Origin of the sequence: Methylobacterium nodulans ORS 2060, from assembly GCF_000022085.1 — a bacterium.
GTDB classification, from domain to species: domain Bacteria; phylum Pseudomonadota; class Alphaproteobacteria; order Rhizobiales; family Beijerinckiaceae; genus Methylobacterium; species Methylobacterium nodulans.
On sequence record NC_011894.1, the window covers coordinates 7,402,197 to 7,419,870 of the forward strand.

At 70.9% G+C, this 17,674-nt stretch carries 22 protein-coding genes; 4 read left to right on the plus strand and 18 right to left on the minus strand.

Going from position 1 to position 17,674, the window contains the following annotated elements; translation table 11 throughout:
- Positions 1–106: 106 nt before the first annotated feature.
- From MNOD_RS34570 to MNOD_RS34620, 12 genes are all read right to left on the minus strand, one after another.
- Positions 107–442: a hypothetical protein gene (locus tag MNOD_RS34570; protein ID WP_015933608.1), complete on the minus strand. Its 336-nt coding sequence runs from the start codon at positions 440–442 to the stop codon at positions 107–109.
- A gap of 73 nt (positions 443–515) precedes the next feature.
- Complete coding sequence (locus tag MNOD_RS34575; protein WP_015933609.1) at positions 516–704, minus strand: hypothetical protein; 189 nt, start codon at positions 702–704, stop codon at positions 516–518.
- Between the two features lie 50 nt (positions 705–754).
- A complete protein-coding gene (locus MNOD_RS34580) occupies positions 755–1,330 on the minus strand; it encodes a glycoside hydrolase family 108 protein (protein ID WP_015933610.1) in 576 nt (191 codons plus the stop codon).
- A 74-nt stretch (positions 1,331–1,404) separates the two neighbouring features.
- Complete coding sequence (locus tag MNOD_RS44530; protein WP_015932915.1) at positions 1,405–3,072, minus strand: DUF2793 domain-containing protein; 1,668 nt, start codon at positions 3,070–3,072, stop codon at positions 1,405–1,407.
- A complete protein-coding gene (locus MNOD_RS34590) occupies positions 3,065–6,967 on the minus strand; it encodes a baseplate multidomain protein megatron (protein ID WP_015933611.1) in 3,903 nt (1,300 codons plus the stop codon). The genes MNOD_RS44530 and MNOD_RS34590 overlap by 8 nt, the downstream gene beginning before the upstream one ends.
- Positions 6,964–7,416: an NlpC/P60 family protein gene (locus MNOD_RS34595; RefSeq protein ID WP_015932913.1), complete on the minus strand. Its 453-nt coding sequence runs from the start codon at positions 7,414–7,416 to the stop codon at positions 6,964–6,966. The genes MNOD_RS34590 and MNOD_RS34595 overlap by 4 nt, the downstream gene beginning before the upstream one ends.
- Positions 7,397–8,281, minus strand: a complete 885-nt coding sequence (locus tag MNOD_RS34600) for a DUF2163 domain-containing protein (RefSeq protein WP_015933612.1) — start codon at positions 8,279–8,281, stop codon at positions 7,397–7,399. Before MNOD_RS34600 ends, MNOD_RS34595 begins: the two co-directional genes overlap by 20 nt.
- The gene (locus MNOD_RS34605) at positions 8,278–8,913 is read right to left on the minus strand and encodes a DUF2460 domain-containing protein (protein WP_015933613.1); all 636 of its coding nucleotides are present in this window, start codon (positions 8,911–8,913) and stop codon (positions 8,278–8,280) included. Before MNOD_RS34605 ends, MNOD_RS34600 begins: the two co-directional genes overlap by 4 nt.
- The gene (locus MNOD_RS42040) at positions 8,913–10,937 is read right to left on the minus strand and encodes a phage tail tape measure protein (protein ID WP_015933614.1); all 2,025 of its coding nucleotides are present in this window, start codon (positions 10,935–10,937) and stop codon (positions 8,913–8,915) included. Before MNOD_RS42040 ends, MNOD_RS34605 begins: the two co-directional genes overlap by 1 nt.
- Positions 10,938–10,940: 3 nt before the next feature.
- Entirely contained in the window at positions 10,941–11,099 is a 159-nt protein-coding gene (locus tag MNOD_RS47385) for a hypothetical protein (protein ID WP_157091624.1), read from the minus strand.
- Entirely contained in the window at positions 11,096–11,491 is a 396-nt protein-coding gene (locus MNOD_RS34615) for a gene transfer agent family protein (protein ID WP_015933616.1), read from the minus strand. Before MNOD_RS34615 ends, MNOD_RS47385 begins: the two co-directional genes overlap by 4 nt.
- A gap of 18 nt (positions 11,492–11,509) precedes the next feature.
- Positions 11,510–11,959, minus strand: coding sequence for a phage tail tube protein (locus tag MNOD_RS34620; RefSeq protein ID WP_015933617.1), 450 nt, complete (start codon positions 11,957–11,959; stop codon positions 11,510–11,512).
- A gap of 375 nt (positions 11,960–12,334) precedes the next feature.
- Here MNOD_RS34620 and MNOD_RS34625 point away from each other — a divergent pair, with 375 nt between their 5' ends.
- Positions 12,335–12,844 carry a cyclic nucleotide-binding domain-containing protein gene (locus tag MNOD_RS34625; protein WP_015933618.1) on the plus strand — a complete coding sequence of 170 codons (510 nt, stop codon included), beginning with the start codon at positions 12,335–12,337 and terminating at the stop codon, positions 12,842–12,844.
- 183 nt (positions 12,845–13,027) lie between these two features.
- Here MNOD_RS34625 and MNOD_RS34630 read toward each other — a convergent pair whose 3' ends face one another.
- From MNOD_RS34630 to MNOD_RS34640, 3 genes are read right to left on the minus strand one after another with little or no spacing between them, the layout of a single operon-like run.
- Entirely contained in the window at positions 13,028–13,438 is a 411-nt protein-coding gene (locus MNOD_RS34630; RefSeq protein WP_015933619.1) for a DUF3168 domain-containing protein, read from the minus strand.
- Entirely contained in the window at positions 13,439–13,993 is a 555-nt protein-coding gene (locus MNOD_RS34635) for an HK97 gp10 family phage protein (protein ID WP_015933620.1), read from the minus strand. It abuts the gene before it with no gap.
- A complete protein-coding gene (locus tag MNOD_RS34640; protein WP_015933621.1) occupies positions 13,990–14,328 on the minus strand; it encodes a head-tail adaptor protein in 339 nt (112 codons plus the stop codon). The genes MNOD_RS34635 and MNOD_RS34640 overlap by 4 nt, the downstream gene beginning before the upstream one ends.
- 134 nt (positions 14,329–14,462) lie before the next feature.
- On the opposite strand from MNOD_RS34640, the gene MNOD_RS50180 reads away from it, so the two are divergent.
- Genes MNOD_RS50180 through MNOD_RS34655 form a run of 3 tightly spaced genes read left to right on the plus strand, consistent with a single transcriptional unit; the run spans position 14,463 to position 15,329 of the window.
- Positions 14,463–14,591 carry a hypothetical protein gene (locus MNOD_RS50180; RefSeq protein WP_015933622.1) on the plus strand — a complete coding sequence of 43 codons (129 nt, stop codon included), beginning with the start codon at positions 14,463–14,465 and terminating at the stop codon, positions 14,589–14,591.
- A gap of 48 nt (positions 14,592–14,639) precedes the next feature.
- Positions 14,640–14,942 (plus strand): type II toxin-antitoxin system HigB family toxin, encoded by a 303-nt coding sequence (locus MNOD_RS34650; RefSeq protein WP_043752892.1) that lies wholly within the window; start codon positions 14,640–14,642, stop codon positions 14,940–14,942.
- Between the two features lie 9 nt (positions 14,943–14,951).
- Positions 14,952–15,329 carry a helix-turn-helix domain-containing protein gene (locus MNOD_RS34655; protein ID WP_015933624.1) on the plus strand — a complete coding sequence of 126 codons (378 nt, stop codon included), beginning with the start codon at positions 14,952–14,954 and terminating at the stop codon, positions 15,327–15,329.
- Positions 15,330–15,408: 79 nt separating this feature from the next.
- On the opposite strand, the gene MNOD_RS34660 is transcribed toward MNOD_RS34655, so the two are convergent.
- The 3 genes from MNOD_RS34660 to MNOD_RS34670 form a co-directional block, all read right to left on the minus strand.
- Positions 15,409–16,014, minus strand: a complete 606-nt coding sequence (locus MNOD_RS34660; protein ID WP_015933625.1) for a head-tail connector protein — start codon at positions 16,012–16,014, stop codon at positions 15,409–15,411.
- A gap of 2 nt (positions 16,015–16,016) precedes the next feature.
- Positions 16,017–16,310, minus strand: a complete 294-nt coding sequence (locus tag MNOD_RS48450; protein WP_015933626.1) for a hypothetical protein — start codon at positions 16,308–16,310, stop codon at positions 16,017–16,019.
- Between the two features lie 74 nt (positions 16,311–16,384).
- Complete coding sequence (locus tag MNOD_RS34670) at positions 16,385–17,638, minus strand: phage major capsid protein (RefSeq protein ID WP_015933627.1); 1,254 nt, start codon at positions 17,636–17,638, stop codon at positions 16,385–16,387.
- Positions 17,639–17,674 lie beyond the last annotated feature (36 nt).

Consider the following 17,674-nt stretch of genomic DNA (forward strand, 5'->3'; position numbering starts at 1 on the left):
GCGGCGATCCCCGCACCTGAAACGCGGTCATCCCCAAACGCGAAAGCGCCCCGGGCCGGAGCCCGGGGCGCATGAGCGGATGCATATTTCGAGCGGCCGATCGGCGTCAGCGCCGCGGCGGCGCCCGGATCTCCTGCCGGATTTCCCGCAGCAGGTCCGTCGCGATCCGCACCTGCTCCTCGAGGCGCACCAGCCGGTCGCGGTCACGCTCCAGGCTCTCGACCCGCCCCGACACGGTGGCGTAGCGCTCGTCCAGACGCGTCAGGATCCGCGTATCGCTCGCGGACAGATCCTCCAGCCGCGACTCGATCTTGGCCGCATAGGAGCCGGCCCAGACCAGCTGCGCGGCGGCACTCGCGAGCACGGCCCCGACCGCCCACAGGGAGGCTCGCTTCGGCAGGATGATTGCCCCGCCGGCGGGGTCAGCCGTCGATTGGGTCATCGGATCCTCACCATCTGACCATCAGCTCAGGCCACAGGAGGCGCCCTCCCCGCTTGCGGGAAGAGCGCCGGGATCACGAGCGCACGCCCTTGAGGAGGCCGGCCGCGAGCGCGCCGATCGCGCCCAGGGCCGCCAGCACGTTCGCCGCGGTGGACGGGTCGGTGAGGAAGGCGGCGAGCGCGGGCTTGCCGGCGAGGCTGGCGCCGATCGCCGCGGCCGAGAGCAGGCCGGTCACCACGCCCGGCGTCAGGAACTTCGTCATGGTCTCTCTCCGGTGTCTGCGCCGCGGGACCCGGCGGCGCGCGGGACGGCTCAGGCCGAGAGCCGGGCGGTCCAGCGCCGCCACCCGGGCTTGGAGGCGGCGGTCGGAGCCGAGGCCGCCATCGCGAGGGCCGCGGCCCTGACCTCGCTCACGCGGCGCCCCCAGCCGCGGCCGAAGCTCGGCCAGGTGGACAGCCGCCGCAGGAAGGCGAGCCGGTCGGCCGAGATCCGCCGGATCGTGCGCGCGGCCGGCGCCCGGGCGGCCGCCGCCAGCGTCGCCGGGCCGATCCGCCCGTCATCCGCCACGCCGAGCGCCCGCTGCAGCGCCATCGCGGCCCGCCTCACGCCGCTGTTCACCGCGAAGTCGAACACTGCGAGGTCCACCCCGGCCGGCAGGGCGTCGCCGCGCACCGCATCCCAGAACCGCGCCCGGTACAGCGGCGCCACCGAGGCGGGCGTCAGCGCCTTCACCTCCGCCCGGGTCGCCGGCCGCCCCAGCCAGGCCGAGAGCGTGCCGAGGGTCACCCCGAGGTTGGTGGGCCCGCCCGGGTCGGCCGGATGATCGGACCAGCCGCCCTCGTGCGCGAGCACGCGCGCGAGCGCAGCGTCGAAGCGCGACGCAGCCATCGAGTCTCTCCAGGGGTGGGGATCAGGGGGAGCCGAAGTCCGGCCGAGCCGGCCTGCCGGACCTCAGGCTGGGGTCAGCTCAGGCGGGCTTCGAGCGCCGCCAAGCGGGCCTCCTGGCCGCGGGCGATGAACAGCGCGAGCTGATCCGGCCGGAAGCCGTAGCGGTCGCCGGCCGGCCGGGCGGGCGACAGCACGCGGGTCTCGCCGCTCGGCTCTCCGTCCTCGCCGAGGATCGGCTCGGAGACCTCGGGCTCGGCGTCCCACTTGTCGTAGCAGATGAAGGCGTAGCGGAACGGGTCGAGGCCGCGCGCCTGCCCCAGCGCGATCGCCCGCTGCACCGTCAGGCCGATGTGGTGCCGCGCCCCCTCCGCGCCCTTCTCGGCAATTGCGGAGAGGAACTGGAAGGTGCCGATCTCCTTGGCGAGATCGCTCGCCCACGCGAGTTCCGCCTCGGTCAGCGGCGCAACCCCGGTCTTCTCGCGGGCATCCGAGGTGTTGATCGAGCCGGTCGCGGCGTAGACGGTGCTCCACCGGTTCGGGGCGAGCCCGCTGGCTTTGGCGTTGTCGGCAGACGGATGGAACCCGGCCTCGGTGAACCAGAACAGGTCGCCGGTGTCGTCCCGGTACACCCGCAGCGGGCCGCCGGCCGCGTACACCACCCAGCGCGCGGCGCCGCTCCAGCGGTCCGCCCACGCCACCTCGCCCGCAAGGCCGCTGACGGCCACGGCGCCGGGGACGGTGATGCCCGCCGTGAAGCTGCCGCCCGCCTTGTCCATCTTGGTGGTCGGATCGAAGCTGGCCGAGGTCCAGAGGCGATCCCAGCTGCTCCAGCGGCCGGCGACCCGGACGCGCTGCCAGGTCTCCCGCGCGGCGGCGTCGTTCAGCCGCGTCGCCCGCTGCAGGGCGTAGAGGCTGCTGTTCGAGTGGGTCTGGACCTCGATGTACCACCACTCGGCCGTGGGCGCGTTGACGAGCTGCGCGCCGTCGTAGAAGCCCGCGGTCGTGAGCGTGTCGAGGTTCGTCGCGGCGGGGAGCCGGCTCGCCTTGCCGTACGTCAGCGCGCCCGCCGCGAGCGGGCCGGCGACGAGCCCGCCGGTGCTGCGGTCGATCCGCAGCGCCTCGATCCAGGCGCTGCCGTCGGCCGAGACCTTCAGGTGCAGGTCGTCGTCGCCGGTCAGCCCGATCTCGGCCCGGCCGGACCAGCCGGATTGGAACAGCAGCGAGAGCGTGTTGGCGGGCGCGTCCTTGTTGAGGGTGTAGCGCAGGTCGCCCGTGCCGCCCTCGGCGCGGGCGAGCGCGGTCCACAGCGCCGCGTTGAGCTTGGCCGCGAACGGATTGGCGGCATCCGCCGTGGTGCCGATCCCGAGGCGGGCGAGGTTCTGCAGCGCCGTGAGCGTGGCCCGGAACCCGACCCACGCACCGCCCGTGTAGGTGTAAAGGTCCGCCTCATCGGTGACCCAGGCGAACCACCCGGGCCGCGGAACGAAGGATCGCCACGCGCCGTCCTGAAACCGGACGATGCGCCCCGCCCATCCCGTCCACGCGCCGCTCGGGCTCGCTCCGGCGATCAGGTAGCGGTCGCCCTCGGCCGGGCTTGCCGGGGGTTCGAGCCGGTCCTTGTCGAGGACGGCGAGCTGCACCAGCGTGTCGAGGCCGAGCAGTGCCTCGTTGTGCGTCACGTGTTTCTGCGCCTGCGCCGCCTGCAGGAGCGGCAGCGCGAGCAGCGGCGTTGCGTCAGACATGGAGCGTCGTCCTCAGGGCCGCGCCGCGGCCGTAGGTTGCGGAGAGCTGGTGGATGGCGATGGACAGGCGCAGCACCGGCCCGCCGAAGTCCGCCGCCTGCTCGGCCGCCGTGTAGGTCAGGCGCGGCGTGTCGGTCTGGACCGTGCGGAGCACCGTCATCCCGTCGCGAATCTCGACCGCATAGGCCTCGGTCTCCTCGGCGAGCGGCACCTCGGTCTGCTCCCAGGCATCGCCGTTGAGCCGGGTGCGGCGGATCCAGCTCAGCACGAGGTCGCCGCTCGCCTGGCGCCGCAGCCGGGCCTGCACCGGGGCGTAGGGGCGCAGGCCCGCCCCCGCGATGGTCAGGGTGGCGCCCGCATAGCTCGCATCCTCCGGCGGCAGTGCCGCCGGCCCCCAGCGGAAGACCTGCGGCAGGGCCCGGCTGGCCAGGGGCATGTTCGACTGCACCAGGGCCTCCGAGAGCACCACGAACGGCGCCCCGGCCGGGGTCGGGTCGCCCAGGGCGAACTCGGTCCCGCGCTGCCCGCGCAGCAAGGTGGTCAGCCGACAGCGGCCCGGCCCCAGCAGGGTGGCGGTGGCCCATTGCAGGATCTCCCACTCGCCCGAGGGGGTGAGCAGGGCCGCCGCGTTGGCGCCGTTGAGCACCTCCATCTCCGGCGCGGAGGTGAGCTCGGCCCCGGCCGGCACCTGCACGTCGAGCGCCGAGACCCGGTCCCAGCGCTGGGTGGGGCCGCTGGAGAGCGGGGCCGTGAGCTGGCCGATGATCGAGCGGGCGGCCACCACCGCATCCGCCGCGAACGGCCCGCCGCCGAGCGCCCGCAGCACCGCGATCGGCGACCACGGCGCGGTGTAGCCGGCGAAGTACGGCGCATGCGCCACCGCGTCCGCGCGCAGCAGCGGCAGGTCCAGGGCCTGGAACAGCCCGACCCCGATCGTCGCCGGCGGGGCCGGCGCCCGCCCGCTGGCACTGCCGTCCCGGTAGGCATAGACGCCGCTGTCCGCCCGCACCGCGCTCACCGGCCGGCCCGCCTCCAGGCCCAGCCGCGTCAGGCGGTAGTCGGTGCGGCTGCCGGCCAGCGTCAGGCTGACGACGTCGCCCGCCTCCAGGGCCAGGGCCGAGGGCGGCAGCACCGCGCCGACCGCCTCGCGCTCCACCACCGCCTGATAGAGCAGCGCCTGGGCCAAGCCGCGGGCGGCGCCCTCCTCCAGGCACAGCGGCAGCGCGGTCCGCGACACCGCGGCCGAGCGGCCGGCGGCGCGGCGCGCCTCGACGGCCGCGCTCTGGTAGGCGCGGGCCGGATCGAGGTAGCTCAGCGCCACCGCGGCCGGCAGCGCGGTCTCGTCCGTGCGGGTGCGCCGGTAATCCGGCCCGGCGCCGGAGGCGACCAGATCGGCTTCGGTGAAGTGGGCCACCGGAGCCTGCGCGAGCGGCCGGAAGTGGATGGCGCCGCCGCTCTCGACCCCATCGAAGAAGTAGGCGGTGCGCAAGGGCGCCAGGCTGTCGCGCGGGGCCTGCACCTCGGCCACGGTGTAGCCGTGCACGAGGCCGTGCAGCGCCGACACGTCGACCGGCGCGCCGCTGCCGGCGCAGAGATCGGCGACGACGTCGGGCAGCAGGCCGAGGTTGAGCCGGCCGGTGAGCCAATGCCCGAGGCTGTAGTTCGGGCTGTCGCTCCAGACCGAAACCTGGCGCGGGAACTCGGGGAAGGGCCGCGCATCCCAGGTCCACACGAACAGCCGCTGCGGATCGACCATGCGGCCGCCGTAGACCGTCGAGACCGGGTTGCCGTCCGGGCTCTGCCAGTGGCGCAGCGTCGCCTCGAGGTAGGCGCGCTGCATCATCAGGTCCTGCCGCCCGGAGGAGTAATGGGGCAGGAAGCTCTCGGAGGATTTCGGATCGACGAAGACGTTGGGCTGGTTGGCGCCCTTGTCGACGGCCGGGCAGCCCACCTCGGTGAAGCGGATCGGCTTGGACTGGGGCCGCCAGGCGGTGGCGGCTTCCTGCCGGACGCCGCCGGGCCGGTCGTGGTGCGGGTTGAGCCACCAGGCGCGCAGATCCTTGATCCGGAACACCCACGGCTCGGCATGGGCGCTGTCGGTGATCGGCACCCGGTTCTGCGCGTCGCGGTCGGCGAGCGTCGGATAGTACCAGTCGAACAGCTCGCCCCCGGCGATGTTCTGCGTCAGATACTCCGGATCGTAGATCGCCTTGTGATCCTGCGCGTCCAGATGATCGAAGCCGTCGCGCCAGTCGGCGAGCGGCATGTAGTTGTCGATGCCGATGAAGTCGATGTTGCTGTCCGCCCAGAGCGGATCGAGGTGGAAGTAGAGGTCGCCCGTGCCGTCAGCCGGGCGATAATTGGCGTACTCGCTCCAGTCGGCGCCGTAGCCGATTGCAGCCCCGGCGCCGAGGATGGCGCGGGCGTCGGCCGCCAGGGACTTGAGCTGCGCCACGGCCGGGAAGGTGGCGGCATCCGAGCGCACGGAGGTCAGCCCGACCATCTCCGAGCCGATCAGGAAGCTGTCGACCCCGCCCGCTGCCTCGGCCAGACGGGCGCAGTGCAGGATGAAGCGGCGGAAGCTCCACTCGTCCCGGGCGCAGCTGACGGTCGCGCCGGTCCAGGCCAGATCGGCCGGCCTCACCGTGCCGAAGAAGGCCGCCACCTGCGCGGCGGCCGCCGCGGTCTTGTCCGGGCTGCCCGGGCGGCCGATCGCCGGATCGCAGCTGAGGCGCCCGCGCCAGGGAAACGCCGCCTGCTCGGGCCCGCCATACGGGTCGGGCAGGCCGTTCCCGGCCGGGATGTCCATCATCACGAACGGGTAGAGCGTGACCGACAAGCCCCGCCGCTTCAGCTCGCCGATCGCCTGCACCACCGAAAGATCCGAGGGCGCCCCGCCGAGCAGCGGGGCGCCGTCCGCGTCCCGGCTCACCACCGACGCTTGCGCCCGCGACAGGCCGCCGGCCCGCCAGGGCACATCCGTGCTCTTGGCGGCCGTCTCGACCTTCGGCAGGATCCGGCAGGCGGCAAGCCGCAGGTCGGTGCCGTGCCACGCCACCACCAGCGCGACGTGCCGGCAGCGCGGCGCCTCGGCCTGGAGCTGATCGAGCGCCTTCAGCAGATCGACCCCGCCCGAGACGGTGTTCTGCCCGGCAATGGCGCCGAACTCGCGCGCCGTCACCGGGGCGGTGGCATAGACGAACTCGCCCATGCCCGGGATCAGGGTCACGGCGGTGATCAGCTCCTCCAGCGCGGGCCGTGCACTGGCGGCGGGCGGGCGGCGGATGATCTCGGCGGTGATCACCGGGACGCGGTTGCCGAAGGCGGCCAACGGCAGATCCTCGAACACGAGATAAGCCACGCCCCGGTAGGCCGGGGCCGCGCCCTCGATCGCCTCGATCTTGGGATCCGGCAGCTGATCCTCCGTGCCGAGATAGAGCCGGGCCTGGTAGTCGGCGAGCCGGATCGGCTTGCCGTCCGCGTAGACCTCGCCGAGGGCCTGGATCGGCCCCTCGCAGAAGGCCACCGCCATGCTGACGCTGTAGCTGTACGTCACGTTGTAGGTCTTCGGCTGCGGCATCCCCTTGCCGCCGCGGGTCTTCACCGTCTCGACGGCCTGGGTCTCCTTGAGCCTGGTGGCCCAGATGATCTGGCCGGCGACGCGGGTGCGGCCGTAGACGCGGGCGATCGCCGCGCCCTCGCTGGACGCGGTGACGTAGAGCTCGGACAGGCGCGGCCCGCTGGCGATCTGCGGCTTGGGCCGCGCGCCGAACAGGGCGCGATCGGCCACCCCGCCGAGGGCGGCCCCGGCGATCCCGCCGAGGACGCCGCCGAGCGGCCCGCCGAGCGCGGTGCCGACCGCCTTGCCGGCATAGGACAGCACCAGCGTGCTCATCGGGCGATCTCCGGAAAGCGGAAGGCATGCGCGATGCGCCGGCTCCAGGCCGGCGGGATCCCGCTCTCCAGGACGGCATGGCCGTCATAGGCGTGGATCATCCGGCTGGGGCCGGAGAGGATGGCGCAGTGCTTGGCCGGCAGCCCGTCGCGCCAGCGGAACAGCAGCACGTCACCGGCTTCCGCCTGCGGGATCGGGATTTCCTCAAGGTGGCGGCGGGCCGCCTCGCGCAGCGTCTCGCTGCCGTGGTCCTCCGCCCAGCTCGGGCTGTAGGGCGGCGGCGCTTCGGGCGCGCAGCCGTACAGCTCGGCATAGACGCCGCGCAGCAGGCCGAGGCAGTCGCAGCCCACCCCCTTGAGCGCGGCCTGATGATGGTAGGGGGTGGCGAGCCACGTCCGGGCGAGCGCAACGACCCGCGCGCGGGTGCGATCAGAGGCGTCCGCCGTCATTCTGCGCTCCCGCCGGGCTGGCCGACACCGCGTAGTCGTTGCCCGGCAGATCCGGGAAGCCGCGGAAGTGGACGCCATTGCCGAACTTGGCCCGGCAACTCGTGAAGGACTTGTCGCAGCCGGCCGTGAGCGTGAAGCTGTCGCCGGCCGCCATCGGGGCCGGCATCGGCTCCCACAGCTCGAGCAAGGCGCTCGCTCCGGAACGCAGGTGGGCGCGCACCTCGACGACTGCCCCGGCATTGGCGCCGGAGGCCCAGACCAGGTGGCCGGCGGTGAACCAGTCGGTGCGGTAGGCCTCGAGGCCCGCGGCGACGAGCGCGCGGGCGGAGCGCACGGCGGTGACGCGGCCGCTGCCCTGATAGGTGGCCGATGTGGCGTCGATCCCGCAGCGGGGATCGCCGAACAGGGCATCGCAGGAGCGCTGGTAGAGCCGGCCGCAGGGCTGAGCCAGCCGATCGGCGAGCCCGCGCACCTCGGCGGTGAAGCCGGTGCAGCCGCGCGAGACCTCGCCGATGGTGCCGGACAGGATGAGCACCGCATGGGCCGGGGCGGCCCAGTCCAGCCACCACACCGCGACGGCGGCACCGTCGTAGAGGCCGCGGGCGAGCTCGGCCTCGGCCAGGCGCCCGCTGCTCAGCGCGCCCATGATCTCCAGGCTGTCGACGGCGAGCCCCGCGCTCTGCTCGAGGGCGCTGCCGGTGGCGCCGCTCTCGGCCGAGCAGAGCACGCCGTCACAGAGGACGTCCTCGTCGTGATCCGTGAAGCCGAGGCGCTGGCCGTCGCTGCGGGTGAGGATCCAGCAGCGGCACAGGGTGGTGACGCCGCTGGCGAGGCTGGCGGCGAGGCCGGGCGGCAGGGTCTTCATCGGCGCAGCTCGATCACCGGAATGTCGGCGACCACGCCGGCCAGCACGGCCTGGTGGTCGATCTCGAGGCGGTCGCTGGCGAAGCGCACCGGCACATCGAACAGGAAGCCGGCGGTGACGGCAGCACCCGGCGCCGGCGCCGCGGCCAGGGTGACGCGCCCGGTGGTGGGATCGACCTGGAAGGCGGAGGCCGGCAGCTCGGTGCCGGCGACCGCGATGCGCACGGAGCCGGCGACCGGCTTGAGGATGGGGCGGAGATAGGGAGCGAAGGCGCCGCCATAGGTCTTGGCGAGCGGGAACACCGTGGTGCTGCCGTCGCCGGTGCCGAGCGGCTGGTCGGTGGGAGCCGGCTGCTGGCCAAGCGCACAGGAGGCATGGTCGAAGGTGTCGCGCCAGCGGAAGCCGTAGAGCGGCCCGCGGCGCTCCTCGAAGAAGGCCAGCAGCAGGGCGATGTCCTCGGCCCGGCGCAGGGCCGGGCCGGCATTGTAGGAGCGGCGGGAGTGGCGCCAGAGGCTGTTGCGCTCCTCGTCGCCCGAGCCCAGCGTGACGATCTCGGTGCGCCGCTCGGGCCCGCCGCGCGAGCCGTAGGAGAGGCTCAGGGGAAAGCGCACCTCGTGGAAGGGCGCGGCCATCAGCCCGACCGCATGCCCCGCTGCACTGCCCGGTAGAGGGCAGCGGTGATCTGGGCCTCGGAACGCGCGAAGCTCGGCGCATCGGGCGTCTGCACCACCATGCTGACCTGGATCGGCCGCGCGCGACTCGCGCCATCGGGTGCGGCCGGCGGGCCGGCGCCGCGCGCGATCGGGATCACCCGCCCGTCCTGGTTCGGCACGAACAGCTCGCGCCCGAGCTCGCCCACCGTATAGGCGCGCCCGGCCTCGACGGACCCGCCATTGGCGCGGAACAAGTTCGTGATCTCGCCGAACAGGCCGCCGACGGCGTTCGAGCCCGCGCTGGCGGCCGGGGCCGTCCCGAGAAGGCCGGCCAAGGGCCCCTGCCCCGTGAACAGAGCCTGGAGCGCGGAGCGGGCGAGCTGCTTCTCCAAGTTCATCAGCACGTCGCCGAGGCTCCTGCCCTCGAGCACCGCATCCGCGAGGCCGTTGGCCAGCGCGTCGCCGAAGGTGCGGGCCGTCTCGGCCGCCTGGCGCTCCACCTGCTCCAGGTCGGAAAGCTTGTCCTTGTACTGGGCTGTCGCGGCCGAGGCCTCCTTGATGCGCCGGATCTGCTCGTCCGTCAGCGTGACGCCCTTCTGCTTGGCCTGCTCTTCCGCCTTTGCGAGATTGATCGCGATCTGCTTCTCGGCATTCGACTTGCTGTAGGCGGCGACCTCCGCCTTGATGGCCGCCGCGGATTTCTCGATCTGACCGATGAAGGCCTCGAGCGGGTCTACCCCGTCCGCGCCGCCGGCTTTGTGCGGCTTGGCGCTGACCAGCGGGTTCGAGGTGTCCCGCTTCTGCCGGATGCCGCTCGCCATGGCATCGGATGCACGGGCGGCCTGGTCCAGCAGGGTCTTGTTGCCGAGATTGCCGCGCAGCTTGGTCACCGCGTTCTCGTAGGCTTGGTCGGTTGGTCCGAACGACCTGCCTGTCGAGACGGCTTTCGGAGGCGGAGCGATGGCGCCGAGCTCGGCGCCGAGCGACGGCTTCCGCGGTCCCGCCGAGAGACCGGCTCCCCCTTGCTGATACTCCGCGGCCGCCCGCTGCGCCCCCCGTGTCGCAGTCAGGAGGATCTGCGCCCCGGCGGCGATCGTCTCTTTCCAGATGATCGCATCCTCTTTGAGGCGAGCCCCTGCTCGCACCAGGTCTTGATAGAACTCCTTGCCCACGCGATCGAGCGTGGCCTGAGCATCCTCAAGCCGCCGCTGCAGCTCTTGCGCTCGCGCGATCTCCTCCGGCTTCAACAGGACGAGGTCCGGATTTCGGACATCATCCATGCTCTTCTTGAACCGGTCGAGTTCGATCTCGCCGCTGCGGATCCGGTCGACGATGCCGGGCGGGAACAGGCGGGACGCCAAGTCCAGCGCGGCGAGTTCCCTTCCCGTCGCCTGCATCTGGATCATGACATCCAGTGCGGCGCGAAACTTCTGTTCGGTGCCGATGGCGTTGGCGACGCTGTCGATCTGGCCTTGTGTGACGTTCCCCACCGCCATGTGCTGACGAAGACGGGCCTCGAAGCTGCTCTGGTTGCGCGCATCGACGCCGCCTTCGCCCAGCTTCACGGTGAAGGCTGCCTTCGCCGTTTCCAAGGATTGCGTCAGATCATCGACATCGACCTTCAGAGCCCGTGCCTGAGCCTGATAGGTCTGCAGGAAGGTCGTCGACACGCCGAGCCGTGCCGCGTCATCGCCGATCTTCGCCGTACTCTCGAGGGCGTCGCTGGCGGCCTTCGCGGCAGCCGTGAGCCCGTCCAGCGCAAGCTTGAACACGACGTAGGCGGCGACACCGGCGGCGAGGTCATTGGCGATCCTCGGGATCGCCCCGACAGACCCGCTGAGCCGCTGAAACGCGAGGCCGAGCCTGTCCATGTTCTGCATACTGGCAAGGGTCGCGGCGGACACCTTGGTCATGTTGCTGACGACGGCGGCGGCCAAGTCCTGCATCCCGGCCTTCGCGCCGGAGATGTCCGAGGCGAAGCGGATAGTCAGGGGAGCGTTCACGGATCAGCCTCCCCGCGCCTCGGCGAGCGCTCGGTAGAACTCGTCCAGGTCCGGCTCCTCAGGGCGGTCCTCGGCGCCGTGGAAGGCGCGGAAGCCCTCGCCCATCGCGATCATCTCGGCGATCGCCAGCGCGTCGATCTGCCGGGGCGTCAGCCCCATCATGCCCCCGGCGCGGTACCAGACGGAGAGGTCGCCGGGGCGTCGCTCCTCCCCTCCGTCTCGCCGTTTCCCTCCGGCTCCACGCCGGCCACCGCCGCCGACAGGATGTCGGCCGCGAGTTGCAGGTGGGTGCTGAGCGGGAAGCCGTCGACGGTGTAGCGCATCAGCGCCTCGGCGCCGGCCAGGTCCTCGCCGCCGCCGATCAGGCCGAGCCGCACCGTCTCGCGCACGTCGGCCCCGTAGAAGGTGTGGTTCGCCAGCCGCAGCATGATGGCGCCGATGCCGGCACCGCAGCGGCGCTCGAGCTCGCCGATCTCGCCCAGGCGCAGCTCGAACTTGCGCCGCCGGCCCGCGAACTCGGCGTAGTGCGCCGTGCGGGAGGTGTCCGTCCTCATCGCGTGTGCTCCTAAGCCTCACGGCGTCGCGTTGGTCCAGGCGAGCGGTCCCTCGCCGCGCAGCTGGGCGGAGAACTTCACGACGCCCATGTCCTGGGACTCGATCTTCAGGTTCTCGAACCAGACCGCGCCGTCCCAATGGCCGCCGCCGGCCGCGGCGGGCCTGGCGACCAGGATCCGCACGAACATCGGGGTGTCCGCCTCGGCGGCCGCGTCGAGCTCGCGGTAGGACTTCGCATCGGCGATCCCGGAGGCGTTGACGCTCCAGGCGCTCATCTTCTTGATGCTGCGCCGGGCCGGCAGCGCGTCCGGGCTGTCGCAGTCCGGCACCGTGGCGTAGTCGTATTCCCAGGTCTTGGTCAGATCCTTGGTCGTGACGGTGCAGAGGAACGTCGGATTGTCATCGGCGGCGCTGGACTTGCGCAACAAGCGCAGGTCCTTTCCGCCGAACGGAACGGCTTGAGACATCCTCGATCTCCTTGTGTTCGGGGCGCTAGGGTCAAAACCCAATCAGATTGGCTGTACAAGGGTCGCTATGGGTGGAGGTCGTGTGAAAACGGCGGTTCGCCTGGATGACATAGTAAACTCTTCCCCAATATGGCCGGCGTGTAGAAGTATATGTGATCTTGCCCTCGGCCATCGTTCGATGTGGAGGAGATCGTTCTACACGCTCCCGGGCGGCAGCCGTTTTCACACAGCCTCGGTGGATTGCGGTCGTTCGTTGGTCGCCCACTGAACGTCCGGTTTGCGCCCTAGCCAGACGTGTAAAAAACTTGCGGACGGACGGAGAGTCCACAAAGATGCGGCGCGGCCGAGTTCCGGAAGCGGGAGTGTAATAGGCTGATGGCTATCAGTTCGCCCGAGCTGAAGGCGTTCTTGGTCGATACACCTTTCTTCGGTGGCCTCTCAGACGCGAGTCTCGATCTCCTGATCTCGATGCTGGTCGAGCGCCGCTTCGAGGCAGGTGCCACTGTCATAGCGGAAGGAGAGCCGGGGCGCTCAATGTATATTGTTCACTCCGGAGAGCTCGTAGTGAGCAAGCTCGGGGATTCGGGGTGCGTGGTTGATATAAGCCATCTCGGTCCTGGTGATTTTTTCGGCGAAATGACGCTCATCGAAGTGCAGAACCGATCAGCCACCCTCGTCGCGGAGAGTCCAGTACGGCTGTACGAGATCACAGCCCGAAACCTGTACACGTATTACAAGGCCGACATCTACGCGTATGCGATGGTAATGCAGAATATCAACCGAGAGCTCTGTCGGCGGCTCCGCCGAGCCGATAGCCGAATTGCCGAGCTGGCAAATGCTGCACGCGGTTCAATGACGCAAATTCGCGAGCGTCCTGAGGGGTGAGAACAGGCCACGCACATGAGGGCGGCAGCGCTGTTTTGCCGACGCATTGATCGCCGTGGATCAGGAGTTTGCGTCGATGTAGTTCAGGTTGCAGCTAGATCCCGGCCTTCAAGCGAGCGAAGCTTAACGTCTCAGAAGGGTCAAGAGCGGTCGTCGAGCAGCCAAGCTGATTGGATTTTGACCCTAGACGTCGATTAGGCGGGTAGCGACGTCGAAGAACACGGACTTGACCGCGAGCGGATCGATGACGTCGCCGGACTGGCGGATGGTCAGGCGATCGGTGAAGCCGTCGGCCGCAGGCGGCTCCTGCCCCTCGAGCGCCCGCATGGCGGCCCGGGCGATCGTCCAGGCCTCGTCGCGGTCGAAGGCCGCCGACTCCACGTAGAGCCGCAGGCGCAGGTCCCAGGCGGCCGAGCAGCCCATCTCGACACGCTGGGCATTCATCGGGCCGGCGTGGATCCAGGGCGGCTTCCGATCCCCCTCGTCCGGCACGTCGTCGAAGATCCGGCCGCGGACGGCATTGTTCACCACCGATGTCGCCCGCAAGCGTGCCAGCACGGCCGTCAGGAAGGTCAGCTCGGGGGAGGCCTGCATCTAGAACCCCTCCTCGCCGGCGACGTCGGCGATGACGTCCGCCATGGCGATCCCGCGCGCCGCCAGCCCCTCCTCGACCGCGGGCCAGAAATACGGCTGCGGCTTGGTGCCGGGATGCGTGCGCTGCGACCGCCGGTTGGCGTTCGCCACCCGGAAGCGCCGCCCCGTCGCCGGGTTGATCCCGCCGCGGCCGCCGGCCGCCGTGCGGTAGAAGTCCGGATCGGCGATGCGCTGGCCCCGCACCCCCGGCCGCGTGCCGTGCTCGACCAGGAAGGCGTAATCCATCTCCCGGGGGTCGTCCGGGTGGACCGCGCTCGCGATCACGCCGCAGACGCCGTCGCGCTCGGTGACCGCGATCCCGGAATAGAGCCGGCCGGTGTCGCGGGGCACGCGGCCGCGGGCGCGCTCGACGATGTCCTCGGCCACGCTGCGGTCGATGGCGCGGCTGCGCAGGGCCAGCTTCACGCCCATGCGGGCGAGCGTGTCGACCAGCGCATCAACGCCGGTGACCGCCGACCAGGCGAGCCGGCCGGCGGTGAACAGGCCGCCGATCACGTCGAGCCCGCCACCCGCCGCGAGACCTTGATGGTGAGCCAGCCGCTGCGCTCGCCGATCGGCACCGACTCCAGCGCCATGTCCCGCCCGTCAAGGATCACGCGGTCGGCCACGGTGAGGTCGCGGGTGCGGGGCGTATCGCGCACCACGATCGCGCCCTCGATCCCGTCGGTCACGCCGCCCGCTTCGGCGAGCCGGCGGCCCGTGAGCGGCCGCCACGCGGCCCAGCAGGGGAAGAGGTCGCGGAACTCGCGGTTGGTGCCGTTGCCGCTGGCCTTCGGCACGGCCACACGCCTGCGGAAAATGACCCGCTTGTCGGTCCGGCCGGGATCCATCAGGTCACGGGCTCCGCGGTGAGTTCCTGTGTGGTGGGAAGCGCTGGCGCTGCACGGACATCGGCACCGGTGTGGTCGTAGCGATCCAGGTGGACGCGGCCCAAATCACGACCCTGACGCCTGGACGGAAGCCCATGACCCGCGAGGTCTCGGGCGCCGAGGCCGAGGCGATGGGCTGGTTCGAAGGGCCTCCCTACACTGTGGCTGAACACGTGTTCGACGAGGACGATCGAAAGGCGTGCGAGCCCTCCTCTGAGCTTTGAAGCAGTCCGCCTCTTGTTCCCAATTCGGGAACATGCTACGTCATGGGAATGCGGATCATCGCCTTCAGCACCCTCCGGGACTACGCAGATAAGCATCCGGCCGCGAAGGTGGCGTTGATCCGGTGGCATACCGTGATGAAGGCCGGGACCTTTGCTTCTATGTCTGAAGTGCAGTCTGCCTTCCCGAAGGCGAAGGTTTTGAACGCAGATCGCGTCCGCTTCCCGATCTCCGGCGGCAACTACCGCCTGATCGCGGCCTTCGATTTCGAGAAACAGATCGTGTTCGTGAAGTTCCTCGGCGCGCATGCTGAGTACGATGCTGTAGATGCCCTGACCGTATCGCAATACTAAGAGGTTGCCATGGATATCCGCCCCATTCGCAATGACACCGACCATGCCGAAGCGCTCAAGGAAATTGAGCGTCTTTGGGGGGCGCCCCTCGGTACCCCTGAAGGAGACAAGCTCGACGTTCTCGCGACCCTGGTCGAAGCTTACGAGAACGAGCACCATCCGGTCGAAGCGGCCGATCCGGTCGAGATCCTACGGTTCGCGATCGAGGACATGGGTCGGTCGCAAGCCGAGCTTGCAGAGCTTCTCGGATCGCGGTCGCGGGCTTCGGAGATCCTGAACCGGAAGCGCCATCTCACCCTCGATCAGATCCGCGCCATCAGCGAAGCGTGGAAGCTTCCCATCGCCGCGCTGGCTGCTCCGTATCGGCTGGCGCAGGACGCTGCCTGATGACAGCGCAGGCTATGGCTCGCATTTCTCTCGAACAGCTAAGGGCCAACCGCGAGTTCGTGCAGCAGGGCCTCCTCTCTCAGGCCTCCGAGGGTCGGTAGGGGGCGAGCAGGCGCTCGACCGTGGGGTTCTCAACCAGGTTGGCGAACTGCTTGCCGTCGCGGTTCTCGAACAGGTCGGTGGCAAGCAGCAGGATCGCGAACCGGATCGTCTCCGGCACTGCGTCACCGGCCTCGCCGTAGCCGGCCCGGAACCGGATGCGCCAGGCGGCCGGGTCGCGATCCGCTGTCGGCCAGATGGCACCGATCGTCGGCACCACGGCGAGGCAGCGCCGGCGCAGCGGGTAGAGTTCGCGCCAGCTCCCGGCCGGAAGCGGCAGGTAGGCGCCGCCCGACAGGGACTCGATCGACAGCACCGCCTGGACGGGCGGCAGGTCGAGCAGGAAGCCGCGCATGCCCGGGATGCCGCACTCGCCCGGCCCCTCCCCCGTTGCCTCCCAGACCTGGGTCAGCAGGGCATGGCGGAGCTGGCCGTGGTAGCCGTCGAGCTGCTCGACGGCCGCGGCGAGCGCCGCGGTGACCGGGGCGTCCTGGCCGTCGGCTGCATCGAGCCGCAGGTGCTCGCGGGCCCGGGCGAGCGTGACGACCTCGCCCGCCGGCGGCGTCTCCCGGCGGTAGCGCAGCACGGTCAGGCGGCCGGGGCGAGCTGCGCGGTGAGATCGGCGTTCGCGGCCGCCAGGACCTCGATCTGCTGGCGCAGCGCGTCCCGGTCCGCGAGCGCCTCGGCGAGCTGCGCCTCGAGCTCGGCAACCCGGGCGCGGAGGTCCTTGGCGGCCTTCTCGCTGGCGGCCGCCTTGGGCGGATCCTCGGCGAGGCCGGCCGTCTTCCAGGCCTCGGCGGTCGCCTCCGGCACGTCGACGAGGTCGCCGGGCAGGTGGGAGAACGCGTCACCCGCCATGGCGGTGAGCATGCGGACGTACATGGGAGGGGCCTCGATCGCAGGGCGGTCGGACCGGGCGGCGCGCGGCCGCCCGGCTGCTCTCACGGGTGAGCCGATCAGGCGGCCGCGTTCTGGTAGTACTTCAGCGCGTCGTTCGAGGCGTCGATCAGGTCGCCGTCGTGCCGCGACCAGGCCAGGAACGCGACCTGCCCCTTCTCCATGTAGCGGCTGTCCGCGAAGCGGAACAGCGTCACCGCCATCACGTCGCGGATCACGTACTTCGTGTGATCGCCGAACAGGATCGACTTCGCGCCGGCCGCCATCGGCGGCATGTGCTGGTTGATCGTGTAGCCGTAGTTGAGGATGTCGGCCGGGTCGCCGCCGGCGATGCCCGGGCGCCAGAGCGGCCGGCCCTGTCCGTCCTTGAGCTTCTTGATCACCTTCAGGGTCTGGTCGTGGAACTGCCAGCGGCCGTTGAGCCGGTAGGCCGGATCGACGGAATGCTCCAGGTCCACGAGATCGTCGTAGGTGATGGAGGTGGTCTGCCCAGCGGCGCCGACCTTGCCCTGCGCCGCCGCCGTCACGGCGCCGCGCGGCTGGTTGGTGCCGGTGCCGAGCGTGAAGTGCCGGTTGGTGATGCGGGCGAGGCGGTTGGCCAGCGCCACGTTCACGTAGGCCTCGATGTCGACGCGGCTGTCCTGCAGGAGCTCGATCGGCACCACCACGATCTTGGACGAGTACTTGTGCGCGTCGATGTTGACCGTGCCGAAGGTGATGTCGCCGGTCGTCGCGTTTGTCCCCTCGCCGACGATCTCCCCTTCCTGGCCGGTCTCGTCGACGGTCGGGTAGTCGATCGGGTTGCCGCCGTCCGTCTGGATCACGGTCGCGAGCGCGCGCATGCCACCGAAGACCGCCATGCGCTCCAGCAGCGTGCCCGCGAAGTCGCGCGGGGCCAGGTAGCCGCCCTCGGAGCCGGTGCCGACCGATTGCGCGCCGTAGATGCGCTGGGCCTCGTCCCGGCGGGCCTTCACGTGGGCGCGCTGCTCGTCGGTCAGGGCCTCGACGCCGCCGCGGGCCCAGGCGTTGAAGATCGCCTTCTCCTTCGCGAGGATGGCGGCGTTCTCGTCCACCGAACGGCCGGAGCGATCGGCGAGGACCTGGCCGCGCTGCTCGAGCGAGTCCTCGATCTGCAGCACGCGGTCGAAGCGCGTGAGCTGCTCGTCGATGCGGTCGATGTCGGCGTAGATGGCATCGACTTGGTTCTTGACCTCCTCGGTCCAGTCCTTGCCGGTCTTGGTGTCGAGGAGGTTGCGGGCCTCGCGCGCCTTGGCCGCGCGCTGCTCCCGCAGGGCCTGAACGGACTGCGTCATGGGGTGTGCTCCAACGAAAAAGGCCGCGCGCGGCGG